The 18,539-nt window shown below is 53.2% G+C and carries 18 protein-coding genes and 1 riboswitch; of the genes, 15 read left to right on the top strand and 3 right to left on the bottom strand.

Annotated features, from left to right (window positions below):
* The first annotated feature begins 444 nt into the window (after window positions 1-444).
* The 4 genes from KI379_RS16460 to KI379_RS16445 all read left to right on the top strand — a co-directional run bounded on the left by KI379_RS16460 (window position 445) and on the right by KI379_RS16445 (window position 3,845).
* The gene (locus KI379_RS16460; RefSeq protein WP_212984224.1) at window positions 445-1,254 is read left to right on the top strand and encodes a transporter substrate-binding domain-containing protein; all 810 of its coding nucleotides are present in this window, start codon (window positions 445-447) and stop codon (window positions 1,252-1,254) included.
* A gap of 169 nt (window positions 1,255-1,423) precedes the next feature.
* Entirely contained in the window at window positions 1,424-2,083 is a 660-nt protein-coding gene (locus KI379_RS16455; RefSeq protein WP_212984223.1) for an amino acid ABC transporter permease, read from the top strand.
* Window positions 2,070-2,792 carry an amino acid ABC transporter ATP-binding protein gene (locus tag KI379_RS16450; protein WP_076171392.1) on the top strand — a complete coding sequence of 241 codons (723 nt, stop codon included), beginning with the start codon at window positions 2,070-2,072 and terminating at the stop codon, window positions 2,790-2,792. The genes KI379_RS16455 and KI379_RS16450 overlap by 14 nt, the downstream gene beginning before the upstream one ends.
* A 237-nt stretch (window positions 2,793-3,029) precedes the next feature.
* Window positions 3,030-3,182: riboswitch (cyclic di-AMP (ydaO/yuaA leader) on the top strand.
* Window positions 3,183-3,185: 3 nt separating this feature from the next.
* Window positions 3,186-3,845 (top strand): 3D domain-containing protein, encoded by a 660-nt coding sequence (locus KI379_RS16445; protein WP_212984222.1) that lies wholly within the window; start codon window positions 3,186-3,188, stop codon window positions 3,843-3,845.
* Window positions 3,846-3,918: 73 nt separating this feature from the next.
* Here the strand turns inward: KI379_RS16445 and KI379_RS16440 are convergent, their stop codons facing one another.
* Window positions 3,919-4,761, bottom strand: coding sequence for a polysaccharide deacetylase family protein (locus KI379_RS16440; RefSeq protein WP_089547864.1), 843 nt, complete (start codon window positions 4,759-4,761; stop codon window positions 3,919-3,921).
* Between the two features lie 272 nt (window positions 4,762-5,033).
* On the opposite strand from KI379_RS16440, the gene KI379_RS16435 reads away from it, so the two are divergent.
* The 7 genes from KI379_RS16435 to mobB all read left to right on the top strand — a co-directional run bounded on the left by KI379_RS16435 (window position 5,034) and on the right by mobB (window position 10,757).
* Complete coding sequence (locus KI379_RS16435; RefSeq protein WP_076171398.1) at window positions 5,034-6,056, top strand: NADH:flavin oxidoreductase/NADH oxidase; 1,023 nt, start codon at window positions 5,034-5,036, stop codon at window positions 6,054-6,056.
* A 245-nt stretch (window positions 6,057-6,301) separates the two neighbouring features.
* On the top strand, window positions 6,302-6,970 hold the full coding sequence (locus tag KI379_RS16430) for a PspA/IM30 family protein (protein ID WP_089547862.1): 669 nt from the start codon (window positions 6,302-6,304) through the stop codon (window positions 6,968-6,970).
* Between the two features lie 110 nt (window positions 6,971-7,080).
* Window positions 7,081-7,485: a DUF350 domain-containing protein gene (locus tag KI379_RS16425; RefSeq protein WP_076171403.1), complete on the top strand. Its 405-nt coding sequence runs from the start codon at window positions 7,081-7,083 to the stop codon at window positions 7,483-7,485.
* A gap of 49 nt (window positions 7,486-7,534) precedes the next feature.
* Entirely contained in the window at window positions 7,535-8,041 is a 507-nt protein-coding gene (locus KI379_RS16420; protein ID WP_076171405.1) for a DUF4178 domain-containing protein, read from the top strand.
* Between the two features lie 14 nt (window positions 8,042-8,055).
* The gene (locus tag KI379_RS16415) at window positions 8,056-8,817 is read left to right on the top strand and encodes a DUF4247 domain-containing protein (RefSeq protein WP_145132344.1); all 762 of its coding nucleotides are present in this window, start codon (window positions 8,056-8,058) and stop codon (window positions 8,815-8,817) included.
* Window positions 8,818-8,946: 129 nt separating this feature from the next.
* Entirely contained in the window at window positions 8,947-10,221 is a 1,275-nt protein-coding gene (locus KI379_RS16410; RefSeq protein ID WP_212984221.1) for a molybdopterin molybdotransferase MoeA, read from the top strand.
* Window positions 10,218-10,757, top strand: coding sequence for a molybdopterin-guanine dinucleotide biosynthesis protein B (gene mobB / locus KI379_RS16405; RefSeq protein WP_212984220.1), 540 nt, complete (start codon window positions 10,218-10,220; stop codon window positions 10,755-10,757). The genes KI379_RS16410 and mobB overlap by 4 nt, the downstream gene beginning before the upstream one ends.
* A gap of 97 nt (window positions 10,758-10,854) precedes the next feature.
* Here the strand turns inward: mobB and xerS are convergent, their stop codons facing one another.
* Window positions 10,855-11,937 (bottom strand): tyrosine recombinase XerS, encoded by a 1,083-nt coding sequence (gene xerS / locus KI379_RS16400; RefSeq protein ID WP_076171780.1) that lies wholly within the window; start codon window positions 11,935-11,937, stop codon window positions 10,855-10,857.
* A 186-nt stretch (window positions 11,938-12,123) separates the two neighbouring features.
* On the opposite strand from xerS, the gene KI379_RS16395 reads away from it, so the two are divergent.
* Both KI379_RS16395 and KI379_RS16390 read left to right on the top strand, forming a co-directional pair.
* Window positions 12,124-12,612 (top strand): GNAT family N-acetyltransferase, encoded by a 489-nt coding sequence (locus KI379_RS16395; protein ID WP_076171413.1) that lies wholly within the window; start codon window positions 12,124-12,126, stop codon window positions 12,610-12,612.
* 192 nt (window positions 12,613-12,804) lie between these two features.
* The gene (locus tag KI379_RS16390; protein ID WP_089547858.1) at window positions 12,805-13,695 is read left to right on the top strand and encodes an aldo/keto reductase; all 891 of its coding nucleotides are present in this window, start codon (window positions 12,805-12,807) and stop codon (window positions 13,693-13,695) included.
* A 156-nt stretch (window positions 13,696-13,851) separates the two neighbouring features.
* Here the strand turns inward: KI379_RS16390 and KI379_RS16385 are convergent, their stop codons facing one another.
* Window positions 13,852-16,191 carry a helix-turn-helix transcriptional regulator gene (locus tag KI379_RS16385; protein WP_212984219.1) on the bottom strand — a complete coding sequence of 780 codons (2,340 nt, stop codon included), beginning with the start codon at window positions 16,189-16,191 and terminating at the stop codon, window positions 13,852-13,854.
* A gap of 410 nt (window positions 16,192-16,601) precedes the next feature.
* Here KI379_RS16385 and KI379_RS16380 point away from each other — a divergent pair, with 410 nt between their 5' ends.
* Complete coding sequence (locus KI379_RS16380; RefSeq protein ID WP_234489929.1) at window positions 16,602-17,591, top strand: ABC transporter permease; 990 nt, start codon at window positions 16,602-16,604, stop codon at window positions 17,589-17,591.
* Between the two features lie 30 nt (window positions 17,592-17,621).
* On the top strand, window positions 17,622-18,509 hold the full coding sequence (locus tag KI379_RS16375; RefSeq protein WP_152398101.1) for a carbohydrate ABC transporter permease: 888 nt from the start codon (window positions 17,622-17,624) through the stop codon (window positions 18,507-18,509).
* Window positions 18,510-18,539: the final 30 nt, after the last annotated feature.

Here is an 18,539-nt window from a genome sequence, read left to right as displayed (position 1 = left end):
GCTATTTAATACCTCATTCCCGGAATGATGAACCATGGCTGCCGCCGTATTCTGACGTTTCGGTGAACTTTTTGCGTAGGAGTCCCCATTGCGTGTAATTACTTAATAAGAAGCGTTTCTTTCAAAGGGTGCAGGTTTTTGAAGGGATTTATGCATCGATATGAGGAAGGAGAAGGGCTTTGAAACGGTAAATACATATTTATTCCGAAAAAGAAGGGGAGGTGACTAAAAGAAACAATAGAACTAGGAATAAATGGGATTAAAAAGCTGTAATCCGCATTATTCTGGCTATTTTGAAATGTATTGACCACTGTATGAAAATGTCATTGCATAATCATGCATTTTTATTGTATGATTAGAACCGTGGTTTTTCGGGCTGAGCCGGATACGGATCATGCCTTTGAACAACAATAAGTATCATTGAAATGGACAGGAGAGATAGATATGAAAAAATGGGGTATTCTAACGGCATGCATTCTGCTGGCAGGCTCCCTGCTTGCCGGATGCGGAAGCAAACCTTCGACTGAGGGCGGCACGGCAGCGGGCGAAAAGCCGGCCAGCGGCAAGACGATCGTGCTTGGAACAAGCGCGGACTTCCCGCCGTACGAATTTCATAAAATGGTGAACGGCAAGGACCAAATCGTCGGCTTCGATATCGAAATCGCCAAGGAAATCGCCAAAGACATGGGGGCGCAGCTTGAAGTCAAGGACATGAGCTTTGATGCGCTTCTCGGCGAGCTGTCCACCGGCCGCGTAGATTTTGTCATTTCGGGCCTTACACCAAACGAAGAACGCAAGAAACAAATCGATTTCTCGAACAACTACTATAAGGCGGAGCAGGCCGTTGTCGTCAGAGAAGCTGACAAAAACAAATACAGCACGATGAAAGCTCTGGAAGGAGCTTCGCTCGGCATTCAGAAGGGTTCCATCCAGGAGGACATCGCCAAGACGATTCCGGGCGCGAAGATCACCGGTCTGGGCAAAATTTCCGACATCGTGCTGCAGCTGAACTCGAGCCGCGTGGATGCCTCCATCATGGAGAAGCCGGTTGCCGAGGCATACATCAAGAACGTCAAAGGTCTGGTAATTGCGGATGCGGTTCCTGATTATAAGGAAGACGGCTACGCGATCGGGATCAAAAAAGGCAACACCGAGCTCGTGAACCAAATCAACAAAACGCTGGACCGTCTGAAATCCGAAAACAAGATTGAGCAGTACGTTGCCGAAGCGAGCGATTTGGCTGCACAGAAATAGAGGTTAAGCTGTCTGTTCTCATTTTATACGTCGGATAAAATAGCGAAGCGAATTCGCTATTTTTTCTGTTCAATGATGGGTACCTTGTTTCAAAAATGTCCCGATCTGTTGTATACAGGGAAAGGATGGGACAGGCAGGTATGATGACAAAGGAGGTTCTTGGGTCTTTATGAATATATTCTCCGTTTTTTGGGAATACCGGACGTATTTTGCGACAGGTATCCAGTATACACTGCTCCTGGCGGCCATCGGCGTCATCTGCGGCTTCGTGCTGGGCATTATTATATCCTTGCTGCGGATGTCCCGCTTGTGGCTGCCGAAGCTGATCGGTTCGGTATGGGTGGAAGTTCTCCGCGGTACCCCGATGGTTGTTCAGCTGTTTATTATTCACTACGGCCTCGTGGCCTTCGGGGTCAAATTTACGCCAATCGAGTCCGGTGCAATTACGCTGTCCATTAACAGCTCCGCGTACCTTGCGGAAGTGTTCCGTGCCGGAATCCAGGGGGTAGACCGGGGCCAGTCGGAAGCGGCCCGTTCCCTCGGAATGACGCGCAGCATGACGATGCGGTACATCGTGCTGCCCCAAGCTGTAAAAAGCGTGCTGCCGGCCATCGGCAATGAGTTTATTACGATTATCAAGGAATCATCCATCGTATCGTTTATCGGCGTCACCGACTTGATGTACCAGTCGGGGGCTATCCAAGGAATTACGTATGATTACCTCAGTCCGCTGCTGGTCATTGCAGCCATCTACTTCATTATGACGTTTACCTTGTCCAAGCTGCTGGGGGCATTTGAAAGGAGGCTGAATACCGATGATCAGCGTTAAAGATTTGCGCAAATCGTTCGGCAAGCTGGAGATTCTGAAAGGGATCGACATCGACATCGCCAAAGGCGAGGTCGTCGTCGTGATCGGCCCCAGCGGCTCGGGAAAAAGTACCTTTCTCCGCTGTTTGAATCTGCTCGAAACCCCGACAGGGGGACAGATCACGTTTGAAGGCGAGCCGATTACGGACAAACGCCATAACATCAATGCCACACGCGAAAAAATGGGCATGGTGTTCCAGCATTTTAACCTGTTCCCGCATAAATCGGTGCTGCAGAACCTCATGCTGGCGCCGGTTAAGGTGAAAAAGCAGCCGCCGGCCGAGGCGGAACGGATTGCCCTTGACCTGCTGCGCACGGTCGGATTATCCGACAAGAAGGATGCGTATCCGTCCCAGCTGTCAGGCGGACAGAAGCAGCGGATCGCCATCGCGCGGGCGCTGGCCATGCAGCCCCACGTCATGCTCTTTGACGAGCCGACTTCGGCGCTGGACCCGGAAATGGTCGGCGAAGTGCTGGAGGTCATGAAGAAGCTCGCGGAGGGCGGCATGACGATGGTCATCGTAACCCATGAAATGGGGTTTGCCCGGGAAGTCGGCGACCGGATCGTCTTTATGGACGGCGGACAAATCGTCGAGCAAGGGACGCCTGCAGAAGTGTTCGGTAACCCGCAAAACAGCCGCACGAAAGATTTTCTGAGCAAGGTCCTTTGACCAAGAGCCTGCATCTACAAATGATAAAGCCCTGGACGAGAATATTACTCATCCAGGGCTTTTTTTGTACCTTTTTATGAATAAAAGTTAAAATGAATGAAGAAGTTGTAACTTTTTTGAAAGGAATTGAGCCGTTGCTCCCTTGCTTAAGTCAGCTAACAACTCTAAATAAAGCCTGATCATTCAATGGTTTTGGATTGGTAACATTTTCATGCGCACAGGTTACAAAATTGTGATATATTTGTTGAGCCGAAACTTTTAAGGTAAAGTGCGGGGGATGTAATTTGTGTACATAGTACGCTTGGGGTGAATCGCACCAACAGGGCGTAGGGTTGTCTCCTCAATCCGAATCCGACAGCTAACTTCGCAGGCATCACGACTTAAGGAGGAACCATGAAAAGATTTAAAGGAATCAAGACACTTGCAGCCATCATCGGCATTTCTCTGGCGGTACAGACGGTACCCACGTTTGCGGACTCGGTCCATGTAGCGAAGGATGGAGACACCTTCTATACACTATCTAAACAATATGGCGTTAATTTGAATCAACTGATGAATGCAAATCCGAATGTACAAGCAACCAATATTTATCCGGGCCTGAAATTAAACGTTCCCGGAGCAAGCACAGCCAAGGCATTTGCCGCAGAGGACAGCGGCTCCATCATCACAGCAGCTTCCCTGAACGTCAACGGCGATGACAAAGTTGTGGAAGCATGGGGTAAAACCTTCAATTACTCCAAAACACTCGACGTCCGAGCTACGGCTTATTCATCTGCCGCTAGCGAAAACGGCAAGTGGGGAGCAGTGGACTACTTCGGCAACCCGCTGAAGCTGGGAACGATCGCGGTTGACCCTTCCGTTATCCCGTTGGGAACGAAAGTGCTGGTTACCGGTCACAGCTTCCAAGGCCTTCCGAAGAAAGCCTTCGTAGCGACAGCTAAGGATACCGGCAGTGCGATTAAGGGGAAACGCATCGACATTTTCGTGCCGGGCAGCCCGGAAAGCGTTAGTGCCTTCGGGTTCCAGGACGTTGAGCTGTACTTCATTAAATAGTCAATGCTATTCATAATAACACGGAAAAACCGGCTTTTGTACTCAAGCCGGTTTTTTTTGTACGCTCAGCGCGTTACTTGTCTTTTGGAACGTGAAGTAACCTCGGCAGCGTGACGAATGAATAGCCTTTATTTTTCAAAGTCTGAATAATGTCCGGAAGGGCATCGATCGTACCGCTGAGATTGGACGTGGTTCCGCCTCCCGCATGCTGAAGAATGATCGAGCCTTGCCCAACGGTGGACAGCACGTTGCGCTTGACCGCTTCCTTGCTGATTCCTTTCCAATCCAGCGAATCGACGTTCCAGTTTACGATTTTGTAGCCCTGCTGCTTGGCCCAGCGCAGTTGGCGTTCCGTGATGTCTCCATAAGGCGGCCTGATCAGCTTGGGCTTATAGCCGACGATGCCGTAAAGCGTGTTCTCCGTCCGCTTAATCTCGGCTACATATTCGTCCATCTCCAATTTGTGAAACACGGGATGATTATAGGAGTGGTTTCCGATCACATGTCCTTCACGGACGATGCGCTCGACCAGCTCGGGATGCTTCTTCGCCCGGCTGCCCATCACAAAAAAGGTAGCTTTAATATGATGGGCTTTGAGCACATCCAGGATCTGAGGAGTAAATCTGGGATCCGGCACGTCATCAAAGGTTAGGGCCACCTCTTTGACGCGCGGACCGTGAATTTTGAACGTTTCGGGATATTTTTTGATCAGCTGGCCTAGCGTAAGGATCTGCTGTTCCTTCCGCTTTTCTTTCGCCTCCCGGCTGCTGGTTTCCCGTGCAGGTTCGGAACCTGACGGATGTTCCGGGGGTTCACCGCCTTGAGCGGCGGCTGCCGGCCACCCGGACTGCCAAGGACAGATCAACAACAAGATCAGCAGGGAAGACAGCAATGTGCATAACAGCTTCTTTTTCATCCGTCTCGACTCCTTTCCACCGCGGACAAACAGCGAAAGCATGATTTATCCTTGTTATGTCCATATGTTGATGCAATTATGTTGCTTTAAATCAGTTGCTGGGCTACATTTTCATATCGTTCGGCAAAGCGTGTATAATAGAACTGATGGATTACGGTCGCTGCACGTTGGCCGTAACCGCAAGGTATGGACGATGAGCGGCGGCGCTGCAATCATATAACCCTGTTGTCATATAGGCTTAATCACATACAACATAAAGGAGACACGAAGCAATGGCAGATCTATTTACACCTTATGTACTTAAAGGATTATCTCTGAAAAACCGGATTGTTATGCCTCCGATGTGCCAATATTCGGTACAGGCTGAGGACGGGATCCCTAACAATTGGCATTATGTCCATTATGTATCCCGCGCAGTCGGCGGAGCCGGATTGATTATCGTAGAGATGACGGGGGTTCACCCGGACGGACGGATTACGAACCGGGATACGGGAATATGGGATGACGGGCAGATCCCTGCTTACCGCAAAATCGTCGACGAAGTGCACGCCCATGGCGCAAGGATCGGCATCCAGCTGGGCCATGCCGGCCGCAAGGCGGAGGACGCGAACCCGCCCGTAGCCCCATCGGCCATCCGTTTTGACGAGAAATATAAAATTCCGAGAGCTTTGTCCACCGAAGAGGCCCAGAGTCTGGTTACCGCCTATGGGGAAGCGGCCCGGCGCGCGGTGGAAGCCGGCTTTGATACCGTGGAGATACACGGCGCTCACGGCTATTTAATCCATCAGTTCCATTCTCCGCTGACCAACCGAAGAGATGATGCGTATGGAAAAGACCTGGCGTTGTTCGGAGAAGAGGTTGTTAAAGCCGTCAAGAAGGCGGTCCCTGAAGACATGCCTGTTCTGATGAGAGTGTCAGCCAAGGAGTACGTGGACGGCGGTTATGACGTCGATTACTGCGCGGAAATCTGCCAACGATACCGGGATGCGGGCGTGGACGTATTCCATATTTCCTCCGGCGGTGAAGGTCATATCGGATCGAACGGCGGACCGAAGGCCGGCTCGGGGTACCAGGTGGAATTGGCGGAGCAAATGAAGGCAAAGCTGGATGTTCCGGTAATCGCTGTCGGCCGCTTGGAAAATTACGAGGAAGCGCAGCAGGTGGTGCTGGAAGGAAAGGCGGATCTGGTCGCAGTCGGCAGAGGCATGCTGAAGGATCCTTACTGGGCGCTTCATGCGGCCCAAGAGCTGAACGGAGAACAGAAGATCCCGAAACAGTACTTGCGCGCTTTTTAACTTAGGCATTGCGGAAATGAAGCTAATCAAGCATTCACAACAAAACGCTGGAGTCAGATCCGTAGGATCGGCTCCCGCGTTTTTTAAACGGTAAACATACCCTTGAATGAAGGCTCATTGCTGCTATATTATGGAAGATGAACAAACGCCGAAAAAATTTTGGTGATTTTTGAAACGGTCCTAAAACTGCTGCGTAAAAGAGTATCAAGAAGAACACATTAACCTTTCAGGAGGAACAAGAAACCATGGCTATTTTCAAAAGACTGCGCGATTTAACAATGTCCAATATTAATGCGATTATCGATAAGGCAGAAGACCCGATCAAGATGACGGACCAATACATCCGCGATATGACCGAAGATTTGGAAGACGCGGAGAAGGCTGTAGCCGCTCAAATCGCCATCGAGAAAAAATTCAAGCAGCTGTACGAAGAGCAGCAGGCGCTCGTTGAGAAGCGTACCCAGCAGGCACACACCGCAGCCCAGGCACAGAACGTTGAGCTGGCACGCCGTGCGCTGGAAGAGAAAAAATCGGCTGAGCAGAAAATGAACGAATACAAAGCAAGCTACGACCAGAACAAGGCTTCGGCCGACAATCTCCGTGCCAAGCTTGAGGAAATGCGCAAGCAGCTCACCGAAATGAAGAACAAAAGAGAGACGCTGGTAGCCCGCTATAATGCGGCCAAAGCGCAAACCGAAATCAACAAGGCGATGAACGGCTTCAGCACCGATTCTGCGACGAACGGCATGAAGCGGATGGAAGAGAAGATGCTGCAGATGGAGGCGCAAGCCGAAGCCAGCAACGAAATGTCCGCCAAAGGTAAATCGCTCGACGATGAGTTCGAACAGCTCGGTAAGGACAAAGAAGTTGAAGATGAGCTGGCAGCGCTCATGAAGCAGTACGAGAACAAATAATCTGCCATAAACCGGGTATGATGAATAGCGAAGGGGAACATTTGTCATATTTCTCCTTCGCTTTTATTATGTATGAGTGAGACGTTGAGAAGATGTGGAGGCTAAGGTAGATGGATTTTAATATCATTAAAGGGATTCTGGTATGGACAGGTTCCGGGGCGATCCTGCTCTTTATTTTGATGTTTGTGGATTCGCTGTTTACCAAGTACAAAGATTTTGAAGAAGTGAAGGCGGGCAACATGGCGGTCACCTCGCGCCTGGTCATCAAGCTGCTGTCCCAGGGTTACATTCTGTCCGTTTCGATTCGGACCTCGAATAACCTGCTGGAAGCGCTTGTCGTATCGATCGTCTCCTTCTTGATCTTACTCGTGCTGGAAGCGATCGTGCGCGTCTTGATGAGATGGTGGGCAAAGCTTGACCTGGATACAGGTACACAGCAGGGCAAAGTGGGTTACGGCCTGTTTGCCGGTACGATCCATTTGGTGGGCGCCCTCATCATTACCGCCTGCCTGTAGCACGACCCCAATATATATTAAAGTTTGATTACCTAAGGAGTTATAGCATATGAGTGTATTTAAAAGAATAGGCAACCTGTTTGCCAAGCCGGAACCGCCGAAACCGGAGAAAAGCATGCTGGCGCTGATGCCGGGAGATATTTGCGAGGTATCGCTGGTCACGTACGAAGTCATCGGACGCGTGCACAACCGCGGAAGAAACGCCGTTCTGCTCACGCTCCGGGACGGGAACACGATCGCTTACCTTCATATTGAAGAGCGCGAGACCGTGGAGTATGAATTGTACGCTCCGATCGACGGCCGGCTTGACAATCCTGCAGAAGTACCGACCGAGATCGACCTGGATGACCGGGTTTACTATATGGAAGAAGAATACATCGGTCATGTGTTGATTCAAGGCAAAACCCCGTTTACGCAAGGGGGAGAGCAGCACGTATGGCAGTACCAATCCGACGATTATCATCTGCTGCGGATCGAGTGGCAGAACGGACGCTTTATGCTGTATGAAGGAGAGAAAGTAATCCCAGGTGATGTGAAAGTCATCCGGGCCAATTAGAGGTGGGGCACATGATGGGTAAGAAGAGAAGCAGGTTTCTCGGCCTGAAGCTTCTGCTTGTCGCCAGCCTTGTGCTGTCTCTGCTGACCGGATGCGGCATCGGCTCGCCAAACGTCAAGGAGACCTATCCGCTGGAGTCGGTGAACCGTGACGGTAACGCTACGTCGTATGTGTACCGGGCCGCGGACAAGACGGTTCCCGAGGTTGCGAAGGAGCTGACGGACGAGAAGAAGCCCGACCAGATGTCGCCGGAAGATGCCGACCGGATGTTCCTGGTGTACGGTAACGAATGGTACCATCTGCAGAAAGATACCGCCAAGCCAAGCGATACGCTGATCGAAATCGACTCGCAGCAGTATGTGCAGCGGAATTACGATTCAAGCTTTCTTCAGGGCTATCTGACGGCCGCGCTCATCGGACAACTCTTTGATTCGTTCGGCGGCGGAGGCTCTTACCGGGGGTATACCAGCAGAGACATTTATCAGCCGAAGCAGGGAACGTACCATACACCGACGACCAACGATAAAAAGGTGGCGCCGCCGCTGACGGTTGAGAAGAAGGGCTCGATTCTCCGCCGCGGCAAAAACAGCGACACGAATCCGAGCGTCGGTTCCGGAGGCAGCATTTTTGACCGGAAGAAAGATACCAAGACTCCGAGCAGGGGCAGCATTTCAAGGGGCGGCAGCAGCGGCTCCGGCCTGTTTGATGCACCGAAGCGTTCGTATACGAAGCCGAAAACCCGCGTCGGGTCAGGCAAGATCACAAGGCGCAGGTGACGGCTGGCCGCAAGCGAATAACCTGATGCCGTGTTCACGGCGGACGAAAACGCACGAAGCATGGATTCGTGCGTTTTTTTGTGTCATGATAGACAGTGGAGACATTCAGCAACGGAAGGATGATACATAATGGATCAGACACGAACCGATTACGATAAATTTCACCGGAAACCTATGCAGGTCAAGGATGCCCAAAGGCTGATCGCCGGGTATGTAGAGGCAGGCGCTGTAGAAACGGTACCGCTGGCGGAGAGCGTCGGGCGCTTTCTGGCCGAGCCCGTTACCGCCCCGCATCCGTTTCCGCGGTTCCGCCGCTCCGGAATGGACGGGTACGCGATTCGGTCTGCTGACACGGCTTCTTGCAGCTCGGACGATCCGGTCTGGCTAGAAGTCATCGACGAGATTCCTTGCGGCAGCGTGTCCAGCCAAGTGATCCGTCCGGGGACGGCTGCGCGGATCATGACGGGCGCCGAAGTGCCGGACGGCGCGGACGCCGTCGTCATGCTGGAAATGACGGAGCAGCAGGAAAAGGACGGACGTGCCCGGGTTGGACTGAAGCGAAAAATCCAGGAGGGGCAAAACATAACCCCGATCGGCCTGGAGGTTCAGGAAGGACAGCTGCTGCTGAGCCCGGGGACCCGGATTTCGGCCGGGGAAATCTCGGTGCTGGCGACGTTCGGCATTCACCGTGTCCCGGTGTATCGCAAGCCGCGGATCGCGATTTTCTCGACGGGGTCGGAGCTGCTGTCTGTCGAAGAGCCGCTGCAGCCGGGGAAAATCCGCAACAGCAACACGTACATGCTCGCGGCCCAGGTGCGGGAAGCGGGGGGCGAGCCCTTTATTCTGGAAGCCATTATGGACGATTTGCAGCTGGCACAAGCACGGGTCGAGGAGGCTCTCCGGGAATATGATGCCGTCGTGACCAGCGGCGGTGTGTCGGTCGGCGACTATGACATTATGGGCGATCTCGTCCGCGGCGGCGGGGTGGAGATGCTGTATAACAAAATCGCCATGCGTCCCGGCAGCGTCACGACGGCGGCCGTAAAAGACGGCAAACTGCTCTTTGCGCTGTCCGGCAATCCCGGCGCCTGCTTCGTCGGCTTTGAGCTGTTCGTCCGGCCGACAATCCAGGGCATGATGGGAAGAAAGGATGCCTACCTTAAGGAGTGGACAGCCGTCCTGGACGTCGACTATACGAAGGTGAACGCCTTTACCCGCTACGTTCGCGGAAGAATGGAAGTCCGCGATGGATTGGTGTATGCCGTTCCGGCAGCGGTGGACGAATCGAGCGTCATGGTGACGATCAAGGACAGCGACTGCCTGATCGTCATTCCGCCCGCCAAGGCAGTCACACCTGCCGGATCCAAGGTGCAAATTTTGCTGCTTAAAGAGGGATCGAGATGAGCCGGCAAGATGTGAAACCGCCCGTCTGGCAAATCGTCGGGTATAAGAACAGCGGCAAGACGACGCTCGTCTGCAGTCTCGTCGAGAGGCTTGCGGCCAAAGGCATACGGACAGCGGTGATTAAGCATGACGCTCACGATTTCGACATCGATCATCCGGGAACGGACTCGTACCGGCACCGGAAATCGGGAGCGGGTGCAGTCGCCCTAGTGTCCTCGCAGCGTACGGCCGTGATCGAGGAAGCGGAAACCGGGCTGGACGAGCTCATCGGGCGGTTTTCCGCATACGACATGATTTTAGTGGAGGGCTTTAAGCAGGCAGAGTACCCCAAACTCGTGATGGTCCGCAGCCAGGAAGATCATTCGCTCGTTTCCGAATTAACATCCGTGAATGCGATCGTCTCCTGGCTTACCGATGACAAGGTGAGGGGGAACATGGATGTGCATCCGGGTTCCGTTCCGGTATTTGGCGTCAATGACACCGGCCGGATCACGGAATGGCTGCTTCACCATAGTAAGCAAGGTACGACGGAATGAACGGAAACTAACCGTTTTGCAATAAAAAACAGCACGCCCATCCTGAATATACCGGATGCGGCAGTGCTGTTTTTTATTGTGACCTCGCCTAAAGCCGTTACGGTTCAAGCCTACGCTCAATCGCCTCGGACATCGTTTTGTCCGTGAGATGGGCGTACACCTCCGTCGTTTCGGTTGAGGCGTGGCCGAGCTGTTCCTTCGTTTTGTAAATATCGTTTTGCAAATAATAGTCGGTGGCAAAGGAATGCCGGAGCTTATGTACGGTGAGATAAGGCTTGCCAAAGCGCTTGGCATACTTGATGATCATCGCCTGGATCGCCCGCTTGGTCATGCGTCCGCCTTCCTGATGCCCGTTCGGAAGCGCTGCAAACAGCGCTTTTTCCCGCTTGGGCACCTTGTATCTGGACTGACGCAGGGTAAGGTACTGGGCCAAATCATCCCTTGCCTGCTCGCGGAAATAGACCGGGGTCTTGAACGTCTCGTCGTTATTGCCTTTCCGGTACACATACAGCATCTTGTTGTTCATGTCCAGATCATCGACATTCAGGTTAACGACCTCGGACACCCGAAGCCCCGAATTCAAAATCAGGCTGGCAATGCAGGCATCGCGTTCCTTATTCAGCTCATGGGCGTAGAGCGCCTGCTTGTTATTGGCGACATCCTTGGCATAGCCGTCCATAATATAACCGATAAACTCCAGCAGCTCGTCTTCCTCGAGGATCTTTCCTTTTAGTTTGGCGGCCGTGTCTTTCGGTTTGTGGATCCGTTTGATCTCCACCTTCGCCATAATGTTGCGCTTCAGGAGCGGATAAAAGTTGTCATCCTCGGCAATTTGGCTTAAGTAATGAAACAGGGAGCGCATGGAAGAAAGCTTGCGGGAGACGGTAATTTTGGAGTTGGCACTCTCCCGGCGGGTCGTTAAATACAAGCGGTAGCTGACGACGTCTTCCATCCGCAGCACCTCCAGCTCTTCCAGCGTTACCTTGCCGTTGTCCGGCGCAGCGGACAATCCTTCGGCCCGGAGCCAGTTGAAGAACGTTTCGTAATCCCGGATATATTCAAGCAAAGTGGACGGCGACAGATCAGGCAGCTTGTAATCGATAAATTGCTGGACGTACCAAGGCATGGTCAGCACTTTGTCGTCGAGCTTTTTCCGGTCTTGTTCCTTTTGAACATTCATCGTCATCCCTCATCTTTCCTTTTCTTCGTATCTTTTTATATTAACACAATGGGCGAACAGATGTCCGCTTCAATTACGTATATGTCAGGAAATCCGTCCGTGTATAACCTTGCCCGTCCGTTGACAAAGTTATATAGTGGAAATGAAGTTTAGGATCGTGAACAGGAAAATAGGAAGGTGAAGTTAATGGAGTTCAGGCTGGACCTGGTTCCGCACAAGCGCAGGCAAGTGATCTACAATTTGATGCAGCTGTATATGTACGATTTTTCCCGCTACCAGGATATCGTAGTGGACGATAACGGCAAATTTCCCGAGTACCCGGGAATCGACGAGTACTGGCGCAGGGGAACCGGCAAGCATGCTTTTTTGATTTCGTACGATAAGGTGCCGGCCGGTTTTGCGCTGGTGGACCGGTTGTACGACCCGATCGAAGGCGACTTTTACATGACAGAGTTTTTTATTATGCAAAAATACCGCCGCACCGGCATGGGAACCTGGGCTGCGCAGTCGCTGTTCGATCGGTTCAAGGGCAGATGGAAGGTGACCCAGATCAAAAACAATCTGCCGGCTCAGGCCTTCTGGCGGAAAGTGATCGGCAGCTACACGAACGAGCGGTATTCGGAAAAGGTTCACCCGCAGTATGGCAATATCAGCCAATATTTTAGCAGTTTATAGATGGAACTGAATACATAGGCTCTCGTTGACTGGGAAGCGAGCATTTCTTGAATCGGAGCGGGCCGGGGAGGAAGAACCGTCCATGCCAGCGGTTTGGCGGCCCTCCGTTTTGGGTAAACATCTCATATACTGCGTAAAAGTCACTTCGTATCTATGAACGTATCCAATTATGAAACCAGGGAGGATTTCATTATGGAAAGACGGGCATTCGGCAAGACAGGCATGGAAGTGAGTATTTTGGGCTTTGGCGGCGCGGAGATCGGCAAGGAAACGGACCTTTCCAAAGTCGAGCAGCTGCTGGGCAGCGCGCTTGATGCGGGCCTGAACATGATCGATACGGCGGAGTGCTACGGCGACAGCGAGGAGCTGATCGGCAAAACGATGGCGAACCGCCGCAGCGAATATTATTTATTCACCAAGTGTGGACATGCCTCCGGCTTGGATTATAAAGATTGGGACCCTGAGCTGCTGGAGAAAAGCATCGACCGCAGCCTGAAGCGGCTGCAGACCGATTATGTCGACTGCATCCATCTGCACAGCTGCTCGGAGGACGTGCTGAGACAGGGCGCGGTGATTGAGGTGCTGCAAAAGGCCAAGCAGCAGGGAAAGACGCGGTTTATCGGATACAGCGGCGATTCGATTGACGCATTGTATGCGGTGCAAACCGGCGTGTTTGACAGCTTGATGGTGTCGCTCAATATCGCCGACCAGGAAGTGATCGACCTGACGCTGCCCGAAGCGCGCAAGCGGGGAATGGGGATCATCGCCAAGCGGCCGATCGCCAACGTAGCCTGGACTTACGACAAGCTCCCCGAGAACGCCTACCCGTATAAATACTGGCAGCGGCTGAAGGAGCTGCAGTATGACTTTCTGCGGGACAACGAGCAGGCGGTGGCGGATGCCCTTCATTTTACGCTGGATACACCCGGAGTGGATACCGCGATCGTGGGAACGAACAAGCCGGGGCGCTGGTCGCAGAACGCTGAGATGCTTGCAAGCACGAGCCTGAGTCATGATAAGTACCAAGAGATCCGGGCGCGCTGGAAGGAAGTGGCCCCGCGGGATTGGGTGGGTCTGACGTAAGTAGATCAGTTTGACGTAAGGCGGTCAAGTTGAATGGACTCATGAAAAAGCACTACGAACAGGAATCATTTGCCCGATAGAGAAGGCTCCCTCTGGAACACTTCAAGTTCCGGTAAGGAGCCTTTTTGCATGCGCGAAGACCGGGAGAACCACCCTTTATTCGGCCTTTCCGAGCTTCGTTTCGCTAAATTGAAGACGGTACTGCCCTGGCGTCATCCCCTCAAGCTTTTTAAACATCCGGTTGAAATACGGCGGCTGATAGCCTACCGATTTGGCGATTTCATTCATTTTGAGGTCGGTCGTCAGCAGAAGCTTTTTGCAGCGGCCGATTTTGAGCGCCGTTAAATAATCAATGTAATTCGAGCCTGTCATTTGGCGGAACGCCTTGCTGAGATGCGACACGCTGACTCCGGCTTCCATGGCGAACGTCTCGAGGGAGATATCACACATGTAATTGTCGTGAATGGTTGACAGCACCTGATCGACGATATCCTTCATGGCATGCTGATAGCTCTTGGACAGCATGTCGATGTACGGCCGAATTACCCGTTTGCCGAACCACTGGATACACGCCTCAGCGTCCCTCAGCGTCCTCAGTTCTTCTTCCAGCTGGACGCCGTCAAAGAGGGCGTACGGGTTATGTCCCGACTGCAGCATGGACCGGTACAGGCTGCTCTTCAGGCGCATCAGTCCCTGGTGGACGACCCATTCGGGCGCGCCTTCATTTTTCAGCGCGGTCACGAACCGCTCCAGGATGTCCGCTGCCTCGCGTTCCAGCCCGAGGTTCAGTGTATGCGTAAATTCCTGCTCCAGATCGTACGGAAAATCGACTTCGGGATTCGCCTGCTCCAGCACGGCGGTTGCATCCAGCAGCTGGCTCTCCGACGTAAACGTGCGGTAGCTGAGCGCTTTGCGCGACTGTTCCAGCAGGTAAGGAATGTCCATCCACAGCGATGCTGGGCCATTCACGACGATCGTTGACGGCATGCGCAGCACATGCTCCAGCGCACGGAGCATATCCCCGCCAAGCCGAAGCAGTTCATCCCGCGCATCCATGGCGGAGGTTTCAGGAAATATCAGCACCGCGGCAATCGAACCGTCGAGCAAATCGAGCGTATGCACATAGGCGGCCGAAGCCTCCGACATTTCGCCGACGATGTTGATGGCCGCGTAGGTGATGAGCTGGCTGTCCTTTTCTGTCAGGGGGGCCTTGTGACCGTCAAGTCCGTGCAGCTGGCAGACCACGACCGAAAACAGGCAGCCTGTCACGTCGAGCTGCAGAGCGCGAAGCTTTTCGATCATTTCCGTCTCCGATAAATGGGCGGCTTGTCCCAGCACAAACTGGTTGATCAGCGCTTCCCTGACTTTGGGAGTGGATTGATCCAGCCGGCTCTGCAGCGACTCGTTGGCGAACCGGTACTGCTGCCATTTTGCCTCAATGTAGGCCATTTCGTCGGACGGGTCGGCGTCTTCATCCGTTTTGCCGTCCCTGACCAGATCCATCACTTTGCGGAACGGCTGGTAGAAGCGGTTGGACGCAAACCAGCTCAGCCCGAGCGCGGCGATGAGAGACAGGATCCAGTAGACGACCACCACATGCGTATACGCACTGTTGGGCGCGGTGACTTTGGATGACGGGGTACCCGTCACAAAGGTCCAGATCCGGTTCATTTTTTCAAAAGAAACCGCATTCATGAGGAACTGCTCATGATCCGCACGGATTTGAAAGCGCGACTGGCTGTCATACGTGCGCTTGGTCGAGCCGAGCTGTTCCATGATCCGCGGCAGCAGCTCGGGATACGACTTGGCGGCATCCGACTGACCAATGACCACGTCGCTGCCATCAAGAACATAGGCGGCCTGGTCGGGGGTCACGTTCAATTGGAGCATGGACGGGTTGACGTAGAGGACGAGCGCCCCGTAAGAGGTTTGGCCGTTAAAAGGCAGCTTCATGACGATCGCATGCTTGGAGCCGCTGCGCCCAAACGGCCGAGTGAGATGATTCGTCCAGAAAATACCCTTATCCCCGTTCATGAGACTGTTCCAAACGGCACGATCCGCCGGATCGTCCAGCGTGCGCAGGCCGAGGACCGGCTGCAGCAGCACATTCTGCTTCGGTATGTACAAATAAGCCTGATCGATCAGCGATTCCCCGTTTTCGATCAGCGACATCGTGTCCAGCAGTTCCTGGGTCTTTTCGAACTCATCGACATAGTTCATGTCCGCGATCGCAGGCTTAAAGATGGGGTTGGCCATCATGTGCAGGGCGTACTGTACCAGCTGGGCGAACTGGCCGTCGATTCTGCGCACCGATTCCCGCAGCATGATCTCGTTATTTTGCTGATACTGCTGGATCAGGTACCGGTTGCCGACATACCCGCCAATGCAGCTGACGATCGTGATCGGAATACAGGTCAGCAGGATCGCAAGCGCGATGCTTCTCCAGTATACGGTCCCTTTCGATGCGAACCTTTTCGCCAAGTAGTCTCTCAACATGGTATCCACTCCCGCTCGTTTGCTTCCGCCCTGAATCTTGATCATGACGATAGTATGTCTATCATAACGAACGGCAGCGGGGTTGAATAGACCTGTAACCCATGAATTTCCGCCAGTCAAAAAAGTGCAATCCCCAGAAACGGACACGCGGAAATGATTGATCAAAAGCGGCCTCAGCCGCTTCGCTTAAAGAATTGTGCATGACCATGGGTGTGGCGCCCGTTCTGACGGGAAAGAAAATCGAATTGCCGGAAATCCGGCGGCCCCCTAACATGATTCACATAAGCGGCCGCAGGGCGGCAGGCTCATAACCACCGGATGGATATCAACCCGGGCAGCAGCCAGCCATCCCGATTGCCGCGGACCAGCTAGCAGGGGACCGACATTTTTGACGAAAGAGAGGGAGCGCGATGAGCGAAACATCGATGGGCGGGCAGTCCGAGCGGCGATCCGCCCCGGGGAAATCTGCTCCGCTAAGGGAGATCACGCTGAAGAAGCGGAGGCTGTGGCCGGATCTTCGGCGCGACAAGTATTTGTATTTACTGGCCATGCCGGGACTGCTGTTTTTCATTATTTTTAAGTACATCCCCATTACGAATCTGGTCATTGGCTTCCAGGATTATTCCCCTTACCTTGGGATCATGGGCAGCAAGTGGGTCGGATTTGAGCACTTTGTCCGCTTTTTCTCCAACCCCGATTTCTGGATGCTGCTCCGCAATACGCTGGGCATCAGTCTGATGAATCTGGTGTTCTTCTTCCCGGCTCCGATTATTCTGGCCCTGATGATGAACGAAGTGAGAAATCAGATCATGAAGCGGTCGGTTCAGTCGCTGATCTATATTCCGCATTTTCTGTCCTGGGTGCTGATTTACGGGCTGACGTACTTGATGTTCTCCCAGTCAGAAGGGCTGATCAACAAGCTGCTGGAGGCAAGCGGGAGGAGCACCGTCGATATTTTATCGAATCCGCATTATTTCTGGGGCATGCTGACGGTTCAGTCCATTTGGAAGGAAGTAGGGTGGGGTACGATCATCTTCCTCGCGGCGATCGCGGGCGTCGATCCCCAGCAGTATGAAGCAGCTGTCATGGACGGTGCCGGGCGGTTCCGCCGGATGTGGCATATTACGCTGCCCGCGATGCGCAATGTCATTATGATCCTGTTCATTTTGCGCCTCGGCACGATTATGGATACCGGCTTCGAGCAGGTGTACCTGATGATGAACGCGGCGGTAACGGAGGTGGCCGAAGTGTTCGATACCTATGTATACCGGGTCGGCATCCGCCAAGGCGAGTTCAGCTACAGCACGGCCATCGGCCTGTTCAAATCGGTCGTCGGCGTCGTCCTGGTCGTCCTTGCGAACAAGGCGGCTAAACGCCTGGGTCAAGACAGCTTGTACTAAGGTAAAACTTCGAAAGGAGAGTTGCAGCGGATGGAACTGTCCCTGACCTGGAAAGACCGCCTGTTCAGCCTGTCCAACGGCGGGCTGCTGATTTTGTTCAGCCTGGCCATGGTGTTTCCGATTTATTATACGATTGTGCTTTCGTTTACGGACCCGACGGAGTATTATACGAGGGATTTGATTTTGTGGCCGCATCACTGGTCGCTGGACGCGTACCGCTATCTGCTCGGCAACGGCTTGTTCGTCAATTCGGTGCTGATCAGCCTGTTTCTGGCGACCGTGGGCACGCTGCTGAGCTTGCTGGTGACCGGGGGACTGGCCTATGCCATCTCGGTCCGCCGGCTCCGGTTCCGCAAGACGATGATGGTCATGATCCTGATTACGTTTTTGTTTACGCCGGGACTTGTGCCGCTGTACATGGTGGTCCGAAACCTCGGCCTGATCGACAGCGTCTGGTCGCTGATTTTGCCGTCGCTGACGAGCGGCTGGTACGTGCTGCTGATGAAAGGCTTTTTCGACAGCATCCCGGACAGCCTGGAAGAGGCCGCGCGGATTGACGGCTGCACCGAAATCAGCGTGTTCTGGCGGATTATCATTCCGTTGTCGCTGCCGGCGGTGGTCGCTTTCGGGCTGTTTTTTGCGGTGGGGTACTGGAACACCTATTTCAACGCGATCATGTTTATTAATGAGCAGAACAAATGGCCGCTGCAGGTGCTCCTGCAAAATATGCTCGTCGATCCGACGACGATGGGCGGCGGCGAGAACGCCAATATCAGCGTTACCATGAACCGGCAGATGCCGACGGAGACGCTCAAAATGGCCGCGGTGGTCATTGCGACGGTTCCGATTATGCTCGTATATCCGTTCCTCCAGAAGCACTTCGCCAAAGGGGCGATGGTGGGCTCGGTCAAGGAATGAAGATATAGTACAGGGTAAATCCAAAGGAGG

This window comes from Paenibacillus cineris (genome assembly GCF_018333335.1).
In the GTDB taxonomy this organism is placed as follows: Bacteria; Bacillota; Bacilli; order Paenibacillales; family Paenibacillaceae; genus Paenibacillus_AQ; species Paenibacillus_AQ favisporus.
The sequence above is the reverse complement of the archived record's forward strand: the minus strand, read 5'-3'. Positions and strand labels throughout refer to the sequence as shown.

What these genes read in the sequence shown, in the direction of transcription:
- KI379_RS16435 (WP_076171398.1), top strand. Translation starts at nt 5,034, where the DNA reads ATGGCAGATCTATTTACACCTTATGTACTTAAAGGATTATCTCTGAAA.
- KI379_RS16410 (WP_212984221.1), top strand. Translation starts at nt 8,947, where the DNA reads ATGGATCAGACACGAACCGATTACGATAAATTTCACCGGAAACCTATG.
- KI379_RS16440 (WP_089547864.1), bottom strand. Translation starts at nt 4,761, where the DNA reads ATGAAAAAGAAGCTGTTATGCACATTGCTGTCTTCCCTGCTGATCTTG.
- KI379_RS16420 (WP_076171405.1), top strand. Translation starts at nt 7,535, where the DNA reads ATGAGTGTATTTAAAAGAATAGGCAACCTGTTTGCCAAGCCGGAACCG.
- KI379_RS16385 (WP_212984219.1), bottom strand. Translation starts at nt 16,191, where the DNA reads ATGTTGAGAGACTACTTGGCGAAAAGGTTCGCATCGAAAGGGACCGTA.
- mobB (WP_212984220.1), top strand. Translation starts at nt 10,218, where the DNA reads ATGAGCCGGCAAGATGTGAAACCGCCCGTCTGGCAAATCGTCGGGTAT.
- KI379_RS16445 (WP_212984222.1), top strand. Translation starts at nt 3,186, where the DNA reads ATGAAAAGATTTAAAGGAATCAAGACACTTGCAGCCATCATCGGCATT.
- xerS (WP_076171780.1), bottom strand. Translation starts at nt 11,937, where the DNA reads ATGAATGTTCAAAAGGAACAAGACCGGAAAAAGCTCGACGACAAAGTG.
- KI379_RS16380 (WP_234489929.1), top strand. Translation starts at nt 16,602, where the DNA reads ATGAGCGAAACATCGATGGGCGGGCAGTCCGAGCGGCGATCCGCCCCG.
- KI379_RS16395 (WP_076171413.1), top strand. Translation starts at nt 12,124, where the DNA reads ATGGAGTTCAGGCTGGACCTGGTTCCGCACAAGCGCAGGCAAGTGATC.
- KI379_RS16415 (WP_145132344.1), top strand. Translation starts at nt 8,056, where the DNA reads ATGGGTAAGAAGAGAAGCAGGTTTCTCGGCCTGAAGCTTCTGCTTGTC.
- KI379_RS16460 (WP_212984224.1), top strand. Translation starts at nt 445, where the DNA reads ATGAAAAAATGGGGTATTCTAACGGCATGCATTCTGCTGGCAGGCTCC.
- KI379_RS16390 (WP_089547858.1), top strand. Translation starts at nt 12,805, where the DNA reads ATGGAAAGACGGGCATTCGGCAAGACAGGCATGGAAGTGAGTATTTTG.
- KI379_RS16430 (WP_089547862.1), top strand. Translation starts at nt 6,302, where the DNA reads ATGGCTATTTTCAAAAGACTGCGCGATTTAACAATGTCCAATATTAAT.
- KI379_RS16455 (WP_212984223.1), top strand. Translation starts at nt 1,424, where the DNA reads ATGAATATATTCTCCGTTTTTTGGGAATACCGGACGTATTTTGCGACA.
- KI379_RS16375 (WP_152398101.1), top strand. Translation starts at nt 17,622, where the DNA reads ATGGAACTGTCCCTGACCTGGAAAGACCGCCTGTTCAGCCTGTCCAAC.
- KI379_RS16450 (WP_076171392.1), top strand. Translation starts at nt 2,070, where the DNA reads ATGATCAGCGTTAAAGATTTGCGCAAATCGTTCGGCAAGCTGGAGATT.
- KI379_RS16425 (WP_076171403.1), top strand. Translation starts at nt 7,081, where the DNA reads ATGGATTTTAATATCATTAAAGGGATTCTGGTATGGACAGGTTCCGGG.